The organism is Streptomyces sp. NPDC017890, from assembly GCF_044328675.1.
Classification (GTDB): Bacteria; Actinomycetota; Actinomycetes; order Streptomycetales; family Streptomycetaceae; genus Streptomyces.
On sequence record NZ_JBIRHU010000001.1, the window covers coordinates 69737 to 84204 of the forward strand.

General features: G+C 72.6%; 14 protein-coding genes. 6 read left to right on the forward strand and 8 right to left on the reverse strand.

Translation table 11 applies throughout. From position 1 onward, the window contains the following. Nucleotides 1-74 precede the first annotated feature (74 nt). From ACH4F2_RS00340 to ACH4F2_RS00355, 4 genes are read right to left on the reverse strand one after another with little or no spacing between them, the layout of a single operon-like run. Nucleotides 75-1058: an arabinan endo-1,5-alpha-L-arabinosidase gene (locus ACH4F2_RS00340; protein WP_398130447.1), complete on the reverse strand. Its 984-nt coding sequence runs from the start codon at nucleotides 1056-1058 to the stop codon at nucleotides 75-77. Continuing rightward, nucleotides 1055-1918: a carbohydrate ABC transporter permease gene (locus ACH4F2_RS00345; RefSeq protein WP_398130448.1), complete on the reverse strand. Its 864-nt coding sequence runs from the start codon at nucleotides 1916-1918 to the stop codon at nucleotides 1055-1057. Before ACH4F2_RS00345 ends, ACH4F2_RS00340 begins: the two co-directional genes overlap by 4 nt. Beyond that, the gene (locus ACH4F2_RS00350; protein ID WP_398130449.1) at nucleotides 1915-2856 is read right to left on the reverse strand and encodes a carbohydrate ABC transporter permease; all 942 of its coding nucleotides are present in this window, start codon (nucleotides 2854-2856) and stop codon (nucleotides 1915-1917) included. Before ACH4F2_RS00350 ends, ACH4F2_RS00345 begins: the two co-directional genes overlap by 4 nt. Beyond that, nucleotides 2853-4211: an extracellular solute-binding protein gene (locus ACH4F2_RS00355; RefSeq protein ID WP_398130450.1), complete on the reverse strand. Its 1359-nt coding sequence runs from the start codon at nucleotides 4209-4211 to the stop codon at nucleotides 2853-2855. Before ACH4F2_RS00355 ends, ACH4F2_RS00350 begins: the two co-directional genes overlap by 4 nt. Before the next feature lie 365 nt (nucleotides 4212-4576). Here ACH4F2_RS00355 and ACH4F2_RS00360 point away from each other — a divergent pair, with 365 nt between their 5' ends. The 5 genes from ACH4F2_RS00360 (at nucleotide 4577) to ACH4F2_RS00380 (ending at nucleotide 10231) form a co-directional block, all read left to right on the forward strand. After that, complete coding sequence (locus ACH4F2_RS00360) at nucleotides 4577-5791, forward strand: MAB_1171c family putative transporter (RefSeq protein ID WP_398130879.1); 1215 nt, start codon at nucleotides 4577-4579, stop codon at nucleotides 5789-5791. Nucleotides 5792-5882: 91 nt separating this feature from the next. Continuing rightward, nucleotides 5883-6413 carry a toxin gene (locus ACH4F2_RS00365; RefSeq protein WP_398130451.1) on the forward strand — a complete coding sequence of 177 codons (531 nt, stop codon included), beginning with the start codon at nucleotides 5883-5885 and terminating at the stop codon, nucleotides 6411-6413. After that, nucleotides 6410-7594, forward strand: coding sequence for an MAB_1171c family putative transporter (locus tag ACH4F2_RS00370; RefSeq protein WP_398130452.1), 1185 nt, complete (start codon nucleotides 6410-6412; stop codon nucleotides 7592-7594). Before ACH4F2_RS00365 ends, ACH4F2_RS00370 begins: the two co-directional genes overlap by 4 nt. A gap of 31 nt (nucleotides 7595-7625) precedes the next feature. Continuing rightward, on the forward strand, nucleotides 7626-8813 hold the full coding sequence (locus tag ACH4F2_RS00375; RefSeq protein WP_398130453.1) for an MAB_1171c family putative transporter: 1188 nt from the start codon (nucleotides 7626-7628) through the stop codon (nucleotides 8811-8813). A gap of 14 nt (nucleotides 8814-8827) precedes the next feature. Beyond that, nucleotides 8828-10231, forward strand: a complete 1404-nt coding sequence (locus ACH4F2_RS00380) for an NAD(P)/FAD-dependent oxidoreductase (RefSeq protein ID WP_398130454.1) — start codon at nucleotides 8828-8830, stop codon at nucleotides 10229-10231. Nucleotides 10232-10318: 87 nt separating this feature from the next. Here the strand turns inward: ACH4F2_RS00380 and ACH4F2_RS00385 are convergent, their stop codons facing one another. Further along, on the reverse strand, nucleotides 10319-11197 hold the full coding sequence (locus tag ACH4F2_RS00385) for an SMP-30/gluconolactonase/LRE family protein (protein ID WP_398130880.1): 879 nt from the start codon (nucleotides 11195-11197) through the stop codon (nucleotides 10319-10321). 26 nt (nucleotides 11198-11223) lie between these two features. Next, nucleotides 11224-11997: an IclR family transcriptional regulator gene (locus ACH4F2_RS00390; protein WP_398130455.1), complete on the reverse strand. Its 774-nt coding sequence runs from the start codon at nucleotides 11995-11997 to the stop codon at nucleotides 11224-11226. 153 nt (nucleotides 11998-12150) lie between these two features. Between ACH4F2_RS00390 and ACH4F2_RS00395 the strand changes: the two genes are divergently transcribed. Beyond that, on the forward strand, nucleotides 12151-12753 hold the full coding sequence (locus ACH4F2_RS00395) for a hypothetical protein (RefSeq protein ID WP_398130456.1): 603 nt from the start codon (nucleotides 12151-12153) through the stop codon (nucleotides 12751-12753). Here the strand turns inward: ACH4F2_RS00395 and ACH4F2_RS00400 are convergent. Both ACH4F2_RS00400 and ACH4F2_RS00405 read right to left on the reverse strand, forming a co-directional pair. Beyond that, nucleotides 12750-13616, reverse strand: a complete 867-nt coding sequence (locus ACH4F2_RS00400) for a RimK family alpha-L-glutamate ligase (RefSeq protein WP_398130457.1) — start codon at nucleotides 13614-13616, stop codon at nucleotides 12750-12752. The genes ACH4F2_RS00395 and ACH4F2_RS00400 overlap by 4 nt on opposite strands. Next, entirely contained in the window at nucleotides 13604-14326 is a 723-nt protein-coding gene (locus tag ACH4F2_RS00405) for a FadR/GntR family transcriptional regulator (RefSeq protein ID WP_398130458.1), read from the reverse strand. The genes ACH4F2_RS00400 and ACH4F2_RS00405 overlap by 13 nt, the downstream gene beginning before the upstream one ends. Nucleotides 14327-14468 lie beyond the last annotated feature (142 nt).

The following is a 14468-nucleotide window of genomic DNA, read 5'->3' on the forward strand; positions in this document are numbered from 1 at the left end:
GGGGTGGGTTTCGGCTGCGGGTGGTCTGGGCCGCGGGTGGTCTGGCCGCGGGTGGCCGGTGGGTGCTCGCGCGGTCACCCGCGCCCGGGACGGACGGCCGGCCATCCGTCTCTCGTCCAGCTCAGGGGGTTCAGCCCGAGCTTGGGCGTGCCTTCGTCCTGCGCGTCGTAGTAGTGGTACGCCAGCCAGTCCTGGCCCCGGTCGCGGAAGACGGACTGGCCGCCCGTGCCGATGTAGCGGCCGTGGCCCTCCAGGAGGAGGTCGCCGCCGCCTTCCAGCATCGGGGTGCCGTCGCTGTCGACATAGGGGCCCTTGATGTCCGTGGACCTGCCCACCTTGATCTTGTACGTGCTGTTCACACCGGAGCAGCACGCGTCGTAGGACGCGAACAGGTAGTAGTAGCGGCCGTGCTTGACGATCTCCGGGCCTTCGACCGCGTACGGCTCGTCGGGGCGGGTGGCGAGGTGGTGGACCGTCGCGTCCTCGGTGGCCTTGCCGGTGCGCGGGTCCAGCTCGACCATGCGGATACCGCTCCAGTACGAGCCGAAGGACATCCACAGGCGGCCGTCGGCCCGCACGATCGCCGGGTCGATGGCGTTCCAGGTGTCGGTGGTCTCGGAGGAGAAGACCTTGCCGTGGTCCGTCCAGGTGCCGGGCAGGCCGGTGCGGGAGGTGGCGACGCCGATCGCGGAGTGGTTGGTGCCCCAGGAGGAGACCGCGTAGTAGAGCCAGTAGCGGCCGTCGCGGTAGGAGAGGTCCGGGGCCCACGGGTCACCGGTGTCGTTGTACTCGTACCACCAGGCCGGGGGCTGGGCGAAGGCGTTGCCCGCGTCGTCCCAGTGCCTGCCGTCCTCGGAGAGGCGGGCGCCGATGACGCCGCCGGTGGAGTAGGCGACGTAGCCGCCGCCCTTCAGGCGCATGACGGTGGGGTCGTGGATGATCTGCTGGCCGGTGACGGGACGCGGGTCGGGGTAGCTCTCCGCTGCCTGCGCCGCGTTGGGTATCAGGGCCATCAGGGCGGCCGTCGCCACGGCGGCGAGTGTTCTGCGCACGGTCACTGTCCCGCCAATCCCGTGTGGGCGACGCCCGCCACGATCTGCCGCTGGAAGAAGACGAAGACGATGATCAACGGCAGGCCGGCCATGAGGCCGCCGGCCATGAGCTGGGCCCACTGGATGCCGTAGGAGTTCATGACGGTCGCGATGCCGTTCGGCATGGTCATCAGGTCGGGGTTGTTGGTCACCATGTAGGGCCACAGGAAGTTGTTCCACGAGCTGATGAAGGTGAAGATGCCGACCGCCGCGAGCGAGGGGCGGGAGAGCGGCACGATGATGGTGAAGAAGACGCGCCAGCGGCCGGCGCCGTCGATGAAGGCGGCCTCCTCCAGTTCGCGCGGGATGCCCTGGAAGAACTTGTAGAGGATGTAGACCATCGCGGCGGGCGCGCACTGCGGCAGGATCATGCCCCAGTAGGTGTCGACCATCCCCATCTGCTGGACGGTGGTGAACAGCGGGACGCCCAGCACGGCCGGGGAGACCATGAGGCCCGCCATCACCACGCCCATCAGGACGCCCTTGCCCCGGAACTCGGTGCGGGCGAAGCCGTATCCGGCGAGCGCGCTCACCAGCAGCACGATCGTCGTCACGCAGACCGACACGACCAGCGAGTTGACGAACCAGTTGGTGATGTTGCCGGTCTCGAACAGGGCCGACCACGCCTGGCCCGTCCACTCCTCGGGCAGCCAGTGCGTGGGCACCTCGACGGCCTCGGTCTCCGACTTGAGCGAGGTGAACAGCGCCCAGGCCAGTGGTGCCAGGAACAGCGCGGAGACGGCCGCGCCGATGAGGGTGAGCACGATCTGGCTGGGTGACCAGGGCCTGCGGGGTTCGGTGCGCGTCGGCGCTGCGGCGGTGGTCATCGGCCGCCCTCCTCACGGTTGCGCAGCAGCCACATCCGCGCGAGGGCGACGGCCGCGATGATCACGAAGAAGATGATGGAGATCGCGGAGGCGTAGCCCACGCGGTAGCTGGTGAAGCCCTGTTCGAGGGTGTACTGGACGAAGGTGCGGGTCGATTCCTCCGGACCCGGCCCGAAGTCCTGCATCACGACGGCCTGGTCGAAGACCTGGAGCGAGGCGAGGATCTGCAGGGCGACGACGAGACCGGTGATGTTGCGCAGCATCGGCAGCGTGATGTGGACCATCCGGTGCCAGGCGTTCGCGCCGTCCAGCTTGGCGGCCTCGTAGAGGTGTAGCGGGATGCCCTGGAGGGCGGCGAGGTAGAGCAGGAAGCTGAAGCCGACCGTCCACCACAGGGTGGTGATGACGACCGCGAGCAGCGCGTACGACTTGTCGGTCAGCCACGGCGTCTCGAGGCCGAAGACGTGGTTGATCATGCCGGTGCCGGGGTTGAACAGCCACTGCCACAGGTTGGCGGCGACGGTGGACGGCAGCAGGAACGGCATGAAGAAGCAGAGCCGCCACAGCCACTTGCCGCGCTCGATGTGGTGGGCGAGCATCGCGAGGAGGAAGGCGAGGACCGTGATGCAGGGCACGACGAGCAGCGTGAAGTACGCGCTGTGGCCGAGCGCGTCCCACATCAGGGGGTCCTGGAGCGCCTCGCTGTAGTTGTCCAGGCCGATGAAGCTCGCGCCGTCGCCGGAGATGTTGGCGTCCGTGAAGCTGAGGTAGAGGCCGCGCAGCAGCGGCCAGACGACGAAGAGCGCGAACAGGGCGAGGAACGGCGCGACGAACCAGCCGCCGTGCTGGAAGCCCTGCCTGCGGCGGACGGTGGCGCTGTCGGCGGCGGTCTTCGCCCGCGCCGGGCGGATGATCGTTTCAGCACTGGTCGTGGTCATGCGGCCGCACCTCCCTGAGCGGCGGTTCGGCCGTCCATGGGGTTCTTCGTGCCCAGCAGGTCGGTGAGGGCGCCCTTCATGCGGCGGGCGGCGGCCTCCGGTTTCGCCGAGCCCATCGTCGAGGAGACGACGATCGGTCCGACGCGCTGGGCGAGGATGCCGGTGGATCCGGCGAACCACACCTTGGGCTCGGTGGCCTGGTGGTCCATGGCGGTGACGTACTCGCTCTGCGGGTTCAGTTCCTTGTAGGCGGCCGTGGACAGGGTCGGCGTGTAGGCGGGGATGTGTCCGCCGGCCGCCCACTGCTGGGCGTGCTTGACGACGTAGGCGGCGAGCCGGTGCGCGGCCTCGTTGGTGGCGCCGCCGCGGCCGGCCTGGTGCGGGAGCACGAAGGAGTGCGACTCGGCGTGGGTGGCCTGCTTGCCGAAGACGGGCGGCAGCGGGGCGGCGCCGTAGTCGAGCTCCGCGCCGGAGAAGACCGGCACCGACCAGTTGCCCTCCCAGGCGAAGGGGGAGCCGTTGACGAACTGCTCGGCGCCCGCCGCACCCCCGTAGCCCGGGTCGGCGTACCCGTCGGCGACGTGCCGGCGCAGGAACTCCAGGACCTGGACGGCCTTGTCCGTGTCGAAGGTGACCTCGGTCTTGTCGTCGTCGAACCAGGTGCCGCCGAGCTGGGTGTAGAAGGCGACGAAGAACCACCACTGGAAGTTCTGGTCGTTGTGCCAGAAGCCCATGGTCTGCAGGCCCTTCTCGGTGGCCTTCCTGGCCTCCTTCAGCACGTCGAACCACTCGTCGGCGGAGGTGACCGGCACCATCCGGCCGTCGGCGCCGAGCAGGCCCGCCTTCTTCAGCACGTCCTTGCGGTAGAAGCAGAGCTGGACGTGGATGTCGAGCGGGAGGGCGTAGAGCCTGCCGTCGATGACGGCGCGCTTCCACAGGTCGGGGTTGAAGTCCGCCTCCTTCACGCCGTACTTGGCGAGCAGGCCGACGTCCCAGGGGTCCAGGAGGCGGCCCGGCGAGAAGCCGGTGACGCGGCCCAGGTGCATGACGCCGAGGTCCGGCGCGCGGTTGCCGGCGGCCGCCATGGCGAGCTTGGTGTAGAAGGGGCTGCCCCACTGGAGGGTGGAGTCCTTCACGTCGATGCCGGGATTGTCCTTACGGAAGGAGTCCAGCATCGCGATCATGTTGTAGCCGTCGCCGCCGCTGAAGAGGTTCCAGTAGCTGACGCGGGTGTCCGCTCCGGAGGCGAGCGCGTCGGCGCCCGTACCCAGGGCCGCGAAGCCGAAGCTGCCCGCGGCCGTCAGGCCGCCCGCCGCGGCCAGAAAGTGCCTGCGATCCAGGCCAGGTCGTCCCATGCCCTGCCCCATCTGTCATGTACGAAAGGTGTACGTTCCGAGACGTTCGAGATATCGAATAGCGCTCGTAACTTCGAACGGGACCGTAGGTGTGCGACGCTTTCGCGTCAATGGTTCGGACAAGAACTCGGGCCAGGACTTTCCGCGCGGCTCCATCGCATGACGCGGACACTTCCATCCGCGTAGGCTCGTACGGCCTTGAGTCCGGGCCTTGCGAACGGCCTTGCGCACGGCCGGGGACAAGGCCCCTGAGTACGACCGGGGACAAGGCCTTGCGCACGGCCGGGGACAAGGCCCTGAGTACGGCCGGGAATACGGCGGTGAGGGAAAGCGGGGGGGACGCGGTGGAGTCGGCGGACGCGGCCATGGGCCCGGCCTCGTTCCTCAGCGCGTTCTACACGTCCTTCTGGTGGATCCCGGCCGCCGTCCTGGCCGCCGCCCTGGCGATCAAACTGCCGACGATCATCCGGCTCCGGAAGGATCCGCTGCTGCGCGCGGTCGGCGGCCTGCTGCTGCTCGCCTGCGCGGTGTTCGTGTTCGTCGCGCCCTCGACCATCGTCTGGGTCAACCGCGTCACCGGCGTGCCCAACATCTCCGCGCCCTGGGTGTACTCGCTGCTCACCGCGTTCTGCGGCTCCTGCCTGGTACTGATCATCGCCTGGCGCGACGGCCTGTCCGAGCGCTCCGCCTCGACGCGCCGGGCCACGCGCTGGGTCGTCTCCGCCTACGGGAGCGTGATCGTCGCTCTGTGGGTGCTGTTCGTCCTCGCGGACGTGCCCGTGGAGCGCACCCGGGACCTGGACACGTACTACGCCAACACGCCGTTCATGCGCGAGGAGATCCTGCTGTACCTCGTCGCGCACACCACCGCCGTGCTCATCACCTCCAAGCTGATCTGGAACTGGATCCGCACCGGCGGATTCGACGCCTGGCTGCGCTGGGGACTGAGGTTCCTGGGCATCGGCTACGCGCTGAACCTGGCCTTCGACGCCGCCAAGCTCACCGCCGTCACGGCCCGCTGGACCGGCAACGACCTGGACTGGCTCAGCCTGGACGTGGCCCCGGCCCTGGCCTGTCTGTCCGCGGTGTCGATCGCGGTCGGTTTCATCCTGCCGCACGCCGGCCAGTACCTGCACGAGCGCTGGCGGATCCGTCTGGCCCACCGCCAACTGCGGCCGCTGTACCGGCTCATGCGGAGCGTGCACGGATCCGGAGTGCCGTTCGTCCTGCGCGCCAGCCCCGAGCTGCGCCTGACCCGCCGCGAGACCTTCATCCGCGACGTCCTGCTGCCGCTGGCCCGGCGCACCGACGAGCGGCGGCGCGAGCGGTCGTACGCCGCCGCCCTCGGCCTGGGGTTCCCCCCGGGGCGGGCGAGGGCGCTCGCCGCGGCGGCGGCGATCCTCGACGCGGTCGACGCCGGTCCCCGCGCGGACGACGGCGACGGTAGCCACGACCCCGACACCACGGACCTGCTCCGCGAGATCGGGGCCGTCTCACGCGCCCTGCGCCACCCCGACGTGGTCCGGGAGATCCGCGTCCGCGCCGCGGCGCCCAAGGACACCGTGAGGGTCACCGAGTGACCGCGCCGCACGCCGAACTGGCCCGGACAGCACCCGTCTTGGCATATTGCACACGTGACCGAGCAACACCGAGGGGAACAGGGAGACCGCGGTGCGTACCAGGAAGGAGATGCGTCGCCTCGCTGACGCCCTCATCGACCCCATCCGGGTGCCCGTCCCGGCGGACCCCGAGGTCCTTTTCGACGCGCTCGTCGCCTCCGTCAGCGCATGGCGGGGACGTGACGTGGTCGTGCACCGTGCGGCGTTCCCGCCGCACACCGCGAGCGGACTGTGGCTGGAGCGCGAGAGCCACGACGACGTGGTGGTGGACGAGCGTGCCGCGGTGTGGCATCAGATCGTGATCCTCTGCCACGAGGTCTGGCACATGAGCCGCCGGCAGGCGGACACCGACCCGGCCGCCGCCGGCGCACACCCCGCGCCGGTCGCCGCGCGCACCGACTTCTCCCTGGCCGAGGAGCAGGAGGCGGACCGCTTCGGCATGCTGATGGGCCGTCGCCTGCGCACCTGGCTGGAGGCCTCCACCGACTCGGTGTACGCCGCGGAGGGCGGCGATCCGGACGACCCGCAGGACCTCGCCGGACGCATCGGGGCCGCCCTCAACCACCGCGGGACGACGAGATGAACGGCCTGATCAACTACGTCAGCTGCGGCGTGCTGTGGCTCGGCCTGCTGGTGAAGGCCCCCGACCTGCTGCGCCACCGCCGCGATCCGTACCTGCGCGCCATCTGCGCGGTGCTGGGACTGGCCGGGCTCTGCTTCCTGCTCGGGGCACCGCCGACGATCGGCGCCGTCAACCGGCTGAGCGGGGTGCCCAACCTCGCGGCTCCGCTCACCTACGCGGCGATCACCGGGTACTGCGCCGCCTCCCAGGTCCTCGTCGTCCACTGGCGCGGCGGGCCCCGGGTGCGGCGCACCGCCCGCCGGTGGACGCTCGCCTACGCCGTCGTGCTCCTCGGTGTCGCGGTGACCTTCGCCCTCGGTGACGCGCCCGTGGAGCGCCGCACCGACCTGGACACCTACTACGCGACGACTCCGTTCATCGCCCAGATGATCGTGCTGTACCTGGTCGCGCACCTCACCGCGGTGACCGTCACCACGGTGTCCGCGCTTCGCTGGGCGCGCCACGTACGGGGCGGGCTGCGGGCGGGTCTGACCCTGCTCGGCGCCGGTGCGCTGTGCGGCGCCGGTTACAGCCTGGCCAAGCTCGTCGCGGTGGGCGCGCGCTGGTCCGGGCGCGACTGGTCGGAGCTCGGCACCACCGTCTCCCCGGCCGCCGCCGGTCTGGGTGCCCTCCTGACGGTCGTCGGGGTGCTGGTCCCGCTGGCGGCGCCCCGGGTGACCGAGTGGCGGCGGGCCCGGCGGACGTACGTCCGGCTCGGGCCCCTGGAGCGGGCGCTCGACGATCTGCTCACCCGCCGGACACTGCGGCTGCGCCGGCCCCGGTTCGCCTCCCCCACCACCCGGCTGGTGTGGCGCCGGACCAGCATCCACAACGCGCTGAGCCACCTGGACGCGTACTTCGACCGGGACCTGTACGACCGGACCCGCGCCGGTGTGCTGGGGACGACGGGCGACCCGGAGCGGGCCGAGGCCGCCGCCTGGGCGGCGGTGATCACCGCCGCGGTACGGTACGAGGCGGACCGGGCGGGCGAGTTCCCGCCGCAGGGCGGCGCCGGCCGGTTCCCCGGCCGGGTGCCGGGCCCGGCCGCCCTCGGCCGGATCGCCGACGTGCTGGCCGGCACCGCACCGGTGCCGTCCGTCCCCGCCGTGCCGAGCGGCAGGACCACGGCGGGGACCGTATGAGCCGGGTCCCCGGCGAGAGGAGTCTGCCGGTATGAGTCTCGTCGTGTATCTCGCGGCCCTCGTGTTCGGGGTGACCTCCGTCCTGCTGTTCCGCCGCCCGCGCACGGCCATGCGGAACCCGCTGACCCTGTCCACCTGCGCGGCGATCGTCCTCGGCGCCCTGGTCTTCGTCTGTGCCGCCCCGGCCACCCTCGCCACCGTCAACGAGCTCACCGGCGTACCCAACTTCGGGGCCCCGCTGACCTACGGCATGCTCTCCGCGTACAGCTGCGCCGTGCTCGTGCTGCTGATCAACTGGCGGGGCGGATCCCGCGAGCGGGTGCGGCGCATGGTGTTGCGCAGCATGGCCGCCTACGGCCTGCTGGTGGTCGCCATCGTCGTGCTGTTCGCACTCGCCGACGCGGACACCGAGCGGCTGACCGACCTCGACACCTACTACGCCGGCACCCCGTTCATGCGGGAGATGATCCTGCTGTACCTGCTCGGGCACAGCGCGGCGATGCTGGTGATGTGCGCCGTGTGCGTCAAGTGGGGCCGCGAGGTGGGCGGGCCGCTGCGGACCGGACTGCGGCTGATCCTGCTGGGGGCGCTGCTGGACGTGGTGGGCTTCCAGCTGACCAAGTACGCGGCGATCGTGGCCCGTTGGACGGGCCATGACCTCGACTTCCTGTCCACGACGGTGGCTCCGCCGATGGCCTCGCTGGCCGCGCTGCTGTGTTCGGCCGGGTTCGTGCTGCCGAGGCTGCTGCCGCCCGTGGTCGCCCACTGGCGGGGGCTGGGCGACTACCGGCGGCTGGATCCGCTGTGGTCCCTGGTGCAGTCGGTGTCCACCGCCCCCAAGCCTCCCACCGTCTGGTGGCAGCTCCCCCAGGCACGGCTCCAGTGGCGTGAGGTGTCCATCCACGACGCCCTGCTCGCGCTGGCGCCGTACTTCGACCACCGGGTCCGTGAGCGGGTGCGGGACACCGCCCTGCACGCGGGCCGTTCCGCCCACGAGGCCCGGCTGGCGGCGGAGGCGGCCATGCTCGCCGACGCCGCGCGCCGGGCCGCCGCCCGCGAGGAACCACCCGAGACGGGCGGTACGTACCGTCTGCACGCCACCGAGGTCTCCGGTCCCAGCGGGCTGGTGGAACTGGCCCAGGCGCTGGTCCGCCCGCCCGTCAGGGCCGCCGCGCCGGACGGCGCGGCGGCGCCTTCCATGAACCGGACCCATGGCTGAACCCGAGGAGCCCCATGTCGCGTAGAGCTGTCGTCATAGGTGCCGGCCTGGCCGGAATGCTGGCCGCCGCCGTACTGTCCACCGCGGGCGTGGACGAGGTGATCGTGCTGGACCGCGACGAGCTGCCCGAGGGGCCGGAGCACCGCCGGGGGCTGCCGCAGGGACGGCACGCGCATCTGCTCATGGCCGGCGGACTGGCCGCCATGGAGGAACTGGTGCCGGGCGTGAGCCTGCGGGAGCGGCTGCTCGCCGCCGGAGCCCGCGAGATATCCCTCAGCTCCGGCATGCTGGCCCGCACACCCGAGGGCTGGCTGCGGCGGTGGCGGCGCGAGGGGCCCGTCATGCTCACGTGCAGCCGGGCGCTGCTGGACTGGACGGTACGGGCCGCGGTGCTCGAGCAGCGCCCGGTCGAGGTGCGCAGGGCGGCCGTGGTGGGGCTGACGGGATCCGCCGGCCGGGTACGAGGGGTACGTGTCTCGGCCGCCGACGGGGACACGGACCTCGACGCGGACTTCGTCGTCGACGCGAGCGGGCGCGGCACCCGGGTCGTCACCTGGCTCGACGGGGTCGGTCTTTCCGGTGTCCGGGAGCACACCGTGGACTCCGGTCTGGTCAACGCGACGCGCATCTACCGGGTTCCCCGGGGCGCGGAGCGGTTTCCGCTGACGATCGTGCAGGCCGACCCCTACGTGTCCCGGCCGGGGCGGAGCGCGATGGTCCTGCCGATCGAGGACGACCGGTGGATGGTGAGCTGCGGCGGCACACGGGGCGGTGAACCGCCGGCGGATCCGGAGGGTTTCCTGCGGTACACGCTCGACCTGCCGGACCCGGTCGTGGGGCGGCTGATCTCCGGTGCCGAACCGCTCACCGACGTGCATCTGAGCCGGTCCACCAGCAATGTGCGCCGGTACCTGGAGAAGTCCGCCCGGTGGCCCGACGGTTTCGTCGTCCTGGGGGACGCGCTGGGCACCTTCAACCCGGCGTACGGGCAGGGCATGTCCGTGGCCGCCTTCGGCGCGCGGGTCCTCGGCCGGGAACTGGCCCGGGCCGGCGGTCTCGACGCGCCCGGGACCGCCCGGCGGGTGCTGCGGGGGGCGGCGCGCTCGGTGGAGACCGCGTGGTCCATGGCCGTCGGCCAGGACGTCCTCTACCCGGGGGTGCGCGGCGGGCGGCCGAACGTCGCCGACCGTGTCGTCTCCGCGTACACGCGGCGCATGACGAGGGCGGCCACGGGCTCGTACGCGGCGGCCTCGGCCATCTGGGACGTCACCAGCATGCGCACACCCCCGACCCGCATGTTCCACCCCGGGGCGGTACTGGCCGCCCTCGCCGGGTCCCCGCTCCCACCGCTGACGGAGCCGCCGCTGACGCCGAGTGAGAGGGCGGTACTCCGAGGGCTGGACCGCACCGGACTCTGAACGGCCGGCCACGGGCGGGCCGGCCGAGCGACCTGAAGGGCGGCCGGCCGGCCGGGCCTTCCCGCCGGGCCCGGCCCGGCGCCGTCCTCAGCCCGCGAACGCCGGCTGGGCCACCCCCTGGCCCGCGCCCGGCACCACCAGGACCGAGCCCGCCAGCGGGTGCGGGGCCGTCAGGCCCACCCGGGCCGTGGTGATGTACAGGTCGGTCAGGCCGGGGCCGCCGAAGGCGCAGGCCGTGACCCGGGGGACCGGCAGGTCGATCACCCGGTCCAGGTCACCGGACGGGGTGTAGCGGCGTACCGCGCCGCCGTCCCACAGGGCGACCCACACACAGCCCTCGGCGTCGACGCACAGGCCGTCGGGGAAACCCGCGCCGTCCTCGATGGCGGCGAGGGGGCGGCGGCCCGTGATCCGGCCGTCCCCGGCGGTGACGTCGAAGACGTCGATGCGGCGGGTCGGAGTGTCGGCGTAGTACATCAGCCGGCCGTCGGGGCTCCAGCCGGTGCCGTTGCTCACCGTCACGTCGTCCAGCACCGGCGTCACCGTGCCGTCCCCGGCGACCCGGGACAGCGTGCCGCCGCCGGGTGCCTCGTCGTAGCGCATGGTGCCGGCCCACAGCGCGCCGTCGGGGGCGACGGCGGCGTCGTTGGCGCGGCGGCCGGGGACGGCCTCCCGGTGCAGCCAGCGGAAGGTGTCGTCGGGGTCGAGGAGGCCGATCCCGTCCCGCAGGTTGAGGACGAGGCCGCCGCCCGCGCGGGGTTTGACGGCGCCCACGTGCTGGCCGGTGCGGCGCACCGTGCGACGGCCGGTCGCCGGGTCGTAGGTGTGGACGCGGGAGTTCAGGATGTCGATCCACAGGAGGCGGCCCGTCGCGGGGTCCCAGGTGGGCCCCTCGCCGAGGGACGCCTGAGCCCGGACGGCCACCTCGTACGCCGTGCCGGTCGTTGCGGTGCCGCGCTCCGTCATGCCGCGCTCCGTCATGCCGTGCTCCGTCATGCCGCGCTCCGGTGGCCGAGGCGCTCGGAGAGGTCGGCGGCGCCCTTGACGGCGAGCTGCTCCAGCTCGGCGAGGCGCTCCTCGCTCCAGCGGATCATGGGCACGGAGATCGACAGCGCGGCGACGACCCGGCCGGTGCGGTCGCGGACCGGGGTGGCCACGCAGGAGACGTCCGGGTTGGACTCGCGGTTCTCCACCGCGATGCCGCGCCCGCGGATCTCCGCCAGGGCCTCGCGCAGGGCGGCCGGGTCGGTGATGCTGTTCGGGGTCATCGCGGTCAGTTCGGCGCCGTCGGGGAAGCGGGCGGCGACCTCCGGCTCGGGGAGGGAGGCCAGCAGCATCTTGCCGACGGACGTGCAGTGGGCGGGCAGCCTGCGCCCGGCCGCCGACACCATGCGCACCGCGTGCGTGGAGTCGACCTTGGCGATGTAGATGACGTCGGTGTCCTCCAGGATCGCCACGTGCACGGTCTCGTCGCAGGTCTCGGCGACGGTCCGGGCGACCTGCTGTCCCTCGGCGGCGAGGTCCAGGTGCTCGGCGTAGCGGGCGCCGAGCTGGTACGGCCGCACGCCGAGCCGGTACCGTCCGGGCTGCCCGGCCACGGGGACGATGTACTTCCGGGCGGCGAGCGTGGTGACCAGCTCGTGCACGGTGGTGCGCGGCAACTGGAGCCGGCGCACGATGTCGGGTGCGGAGAGTGTGCCGTCCCCGTCGAGGAAGAGCTCCAGTATGTCGAGAGCCCGGGTCACGGCTGGTACGAGACGTCCCATGTCCGGCCCCCTCCCTAGGTGTCTCAGGCGCCTGCGGCGACAACCCCGATGTTCGAGATTTCAACAGGCGATCGGAATCGCGAACACAGGCTACTCATATCGCGTTTCCCGGGGCAATGGGCCTGCGCCCCGTCCATGGTCCACGATGGGGCGATGGTCCCCACACCCGCCGGGAAGCGGCCCGCCGGCCCGTTCACCCCGCTCGACTTCCAGCTGGTGCTGCTGCGCCGCATGGCCGATCACAACCCGGGCCGGGTGGAGGACGCCCGCCGCGAGCTGGGCGCCTCGCCCGCGGACATGCGGGAGGCGAACAGGCGCTGGCAGGCGATGCTCCGCTCCCCGCGCTCCCGTTCCGCCGCCTCCAGGTACCGCTCGGTCCTCGGTGAGCCCGAGTCGTCGGTTCCCCGCCGGATCGGCGACCTGGAGTGCGAGGCCCGGCAGTGGCGGCTTCCCCTCTGGCCGGACCTGCGCTTCGAGGTGCTCGTCGCCGACAGGGGAGTCGTCTGGAACGAGTGGCTGGTCCGCGCCCCGGGCGCCGCGGGACCCGACCTGCGCACCCTGGACGACCTCACCCCCTGGTCCTGCACGGTCGACGAGACGGCCCGCGCCTTCGCACCCGCCCGCCCTCTCCAGGGCTCGGCACCCACCCTCTGGGGGCTGGCCTTCACCGCCCCGGACGCGCGGGGGCGACGGCACGAGGCCGTCGCCGAGTTCGCCTGGGGGCTGCTCCAGCGGACGGCGGTCGGCGACCGCTAGCCGGCCGCCGCGAGCACCGCCTCCACCACCCGCGGCAGCGACCGCTCGTGCAGCCACAGGAACAGGTTCGGCTCGACCAGCTCCAGCTCCATCACCTGCGGCCCGTCCGCCCCGTCCACCAGGTCGACGCGGGCGTACAGCAGCTCGGGGGCGCCCGGTACGGCGGCCAGCGCGCTCTCGGCGACGGCGAGTTCGGCCGGGGCCGGGGTCCAGGGCTCCAGACCCGGGTGCGCGACCTTGCGCTCGTCGTACGGCGTCCCGGGCGTGAGGACGGCGCCCTTGCGACTGGCGTGCAGCGGGCGCCCGCCGAAGAACTGCAGGGCCCGTTCACCGGCGGTGTCGATGCCGCGCACGTACGGCTGCACCATCGCCGTGAGCCCCTCGGCGTGCATCCGCTCCACCTGCCGTACGGCGGTGGCGTGCTCGTCGGGTGTGTAGCGGGCGGCGAAGCGGGCCCCGGCGCCCGAGGTGGGCTTGACGACGTACTCGTGGTCGCCGGGCAGGTCGGGCGCCTCACCGGGGGCCGAGTAGCGGGTGGGGACGGTGGGCACGCCGGCCGCCGCGAGGTCGCCGAGGTAGCGCTTGTCGGTGTTCCAGCGCACGACGCCGGCCGGGTTGGCCAGCCGCGTGGCCGCGCCGCACTTCTCGGCCCACGCCGTGAACTCCCCCGCCCGCCAGCTGTAGTCCCAGGTGGAACGGATCACGGCGAGGTCGAAGGCTCCCCAGTCGACGCCGTCGTCGTCCCACACCTCGGCGGACGCCCGCGCCCCCGCCTCCTCCAGCGCCCCCACGAGCACCGGCAGGTCGCGGTCGACGCTGACCTGTGGTCCGGGCCGGCAGGTGACGAGTGCTATTCGGGGCATGGCTGTCGTTCCTCTCCCGGGTCCCAGTCCAGCAGACGGACCTTGGCGACCGTACGGACGTGGCGGCGCATGGCGGTGGCGGCCTGCCGGGGCTGCCGCGCGGCGACGGCGTCCAGGATGGCCTGGTGCTGGGCCAGGGAGCGGCCGGGCCGGCCGGGCTGGCGCAGGGACTCGGTGCGGCTCTCGGCGATCTGGTGGGCGATGGAGCGCATGAACTCCGCGAGGAGGCTGCTGTGCGCCGCCGCCGTCACCGCCGCGTGGAACAGCCGGTCGCCCTCGACCCCGTGGGCGCCGCGCTCGATCTCCTCGGCCATCACGGTCAGCGCGGACCGCATCGCGGCCAGGTCCTCCTCCGTGCGGCGCTCGGCGGCCAGTTCGGCGAGCTTCGTCTCCAACGCCTCGCGGGCCTCCAGGACGTCCGGGAGCCGCCGCCGGCGTTCGACCATCTCCTCGACCGGCTCGACGTCGAGGCTGTCCCGCACCAGGTACGTCCCGCCGCCGTGCCGCGCCTCCACCAGGCCCTGGACCTCCAGGACCACGATGGCCTGCTTCACCGAGGCACGGCTGACGCCGAGGCGCTGGGCGAGGTCGCGTTCGGGCGGAAGGCGGTCGCCGGCGCGCAGGCCGCCGTCGGTGACGTACTGGCGCAGCCGCTCCAGCACCTGTTCGTACAGGCGCTGCCTGGTCATGGGGCGCAGGGCGTCGGTCAAGAGATCCCCCCTCTCGCCGGGAGCGTAACACCGGGCGGCGCGTGGCCGAGTGGCTGAGCCAATTCCTGCGCGACCCCTTGACGCCGGACCGGGCCGGGCCCACGCTGGCCGACCAACCGCATCGTCCAAGTGGCTCAGCCAC

Excerpts from the sequence above, each read along its gene's own strand:
- ACH4F2_RS00345 (WP_398130448.1), bottom strand. The coding sequence starts at position 1,918 with ATGACCACCGCCGCAGCGCCGACGCGCACCGAACCCCGCAGGCCCTGG.
- ACH4F2_RS00350 (WP_398130449.1), bottom strand. The coding sequence starts at position 2,856 with ATGACCACGACCAGTGCTGAAACGATCATCCGCCCGGCGCGGGCGAAG.
- ACH4F2_RS00355 (WP_398130450.1), bottom strand. The coding sequence starts at position 4,211 with ATGGGACGACCTGGCCTGGATCGCAGGCACTTTCTGGCCGCGGCGGGC.
- ACH4F2_RS00360 (WP_398130879.1), top strand. The coding sequence starts at position 4,577 with ATGGGCCCGGCCTCGTTCCTCAGCGCGTTCTACACGTCCTTCTGGTGG.
- ACH4F2_RS00370 (WP_398130452.1), top strand. The coding sequence starts at position 6,410 with ATGAACGGCCTGATCAACTACGTCAGCTGCGGCGTGCTGTGGCTCGGC.
- ACH4F2_RS00375 (WP_398130453.1), top strand. The coding sequence starts at position 7,626 with ATGAGTCTCGTCGTGTATCTCGCGGCCCTCGTGTTCGGGGTGACCTCC.
- ACH4F2_RS00380 (WP_398130454.1), top strand. The coding sequence starts at position 8,828 with ATGTCGCGTAGAGCTGTCGTCATAGGTGCCGGCCTGGCCGGAATGCTG.
- ACH4F2_RS00385 (WP_398130880.1), bottom strand. The coding sequence starts at position 11,197 with ATGACGGAGCGCGGCACCGCAACGACCGGCACGGCGTACGAGGTGGCC.
- ACH4F2_RS00390 (WP_398130455.1), bottom strand. The coding sequence starts at position 11,997 with ATGGGACGTCTCGTACCAGCCGTGACCCGGGCTCTCGACATACTGGAG.
- ACH4F2_RS00395 (WP_398130456.1), top strand. The coding sequence starts at position 12,151 with ATGGTCCCCACACCCGCCGGGAAGCGGCCCGCCGGCCCGTTCACCCCG.
- ACH4F2_RS00400 (WP_398130457.1), bottom strand. The coding sequence starts at position 13,616 with ATGCCCCGAATAGCACTCGTCACCTGCCGGCCCGGACCACAGGTCAGC.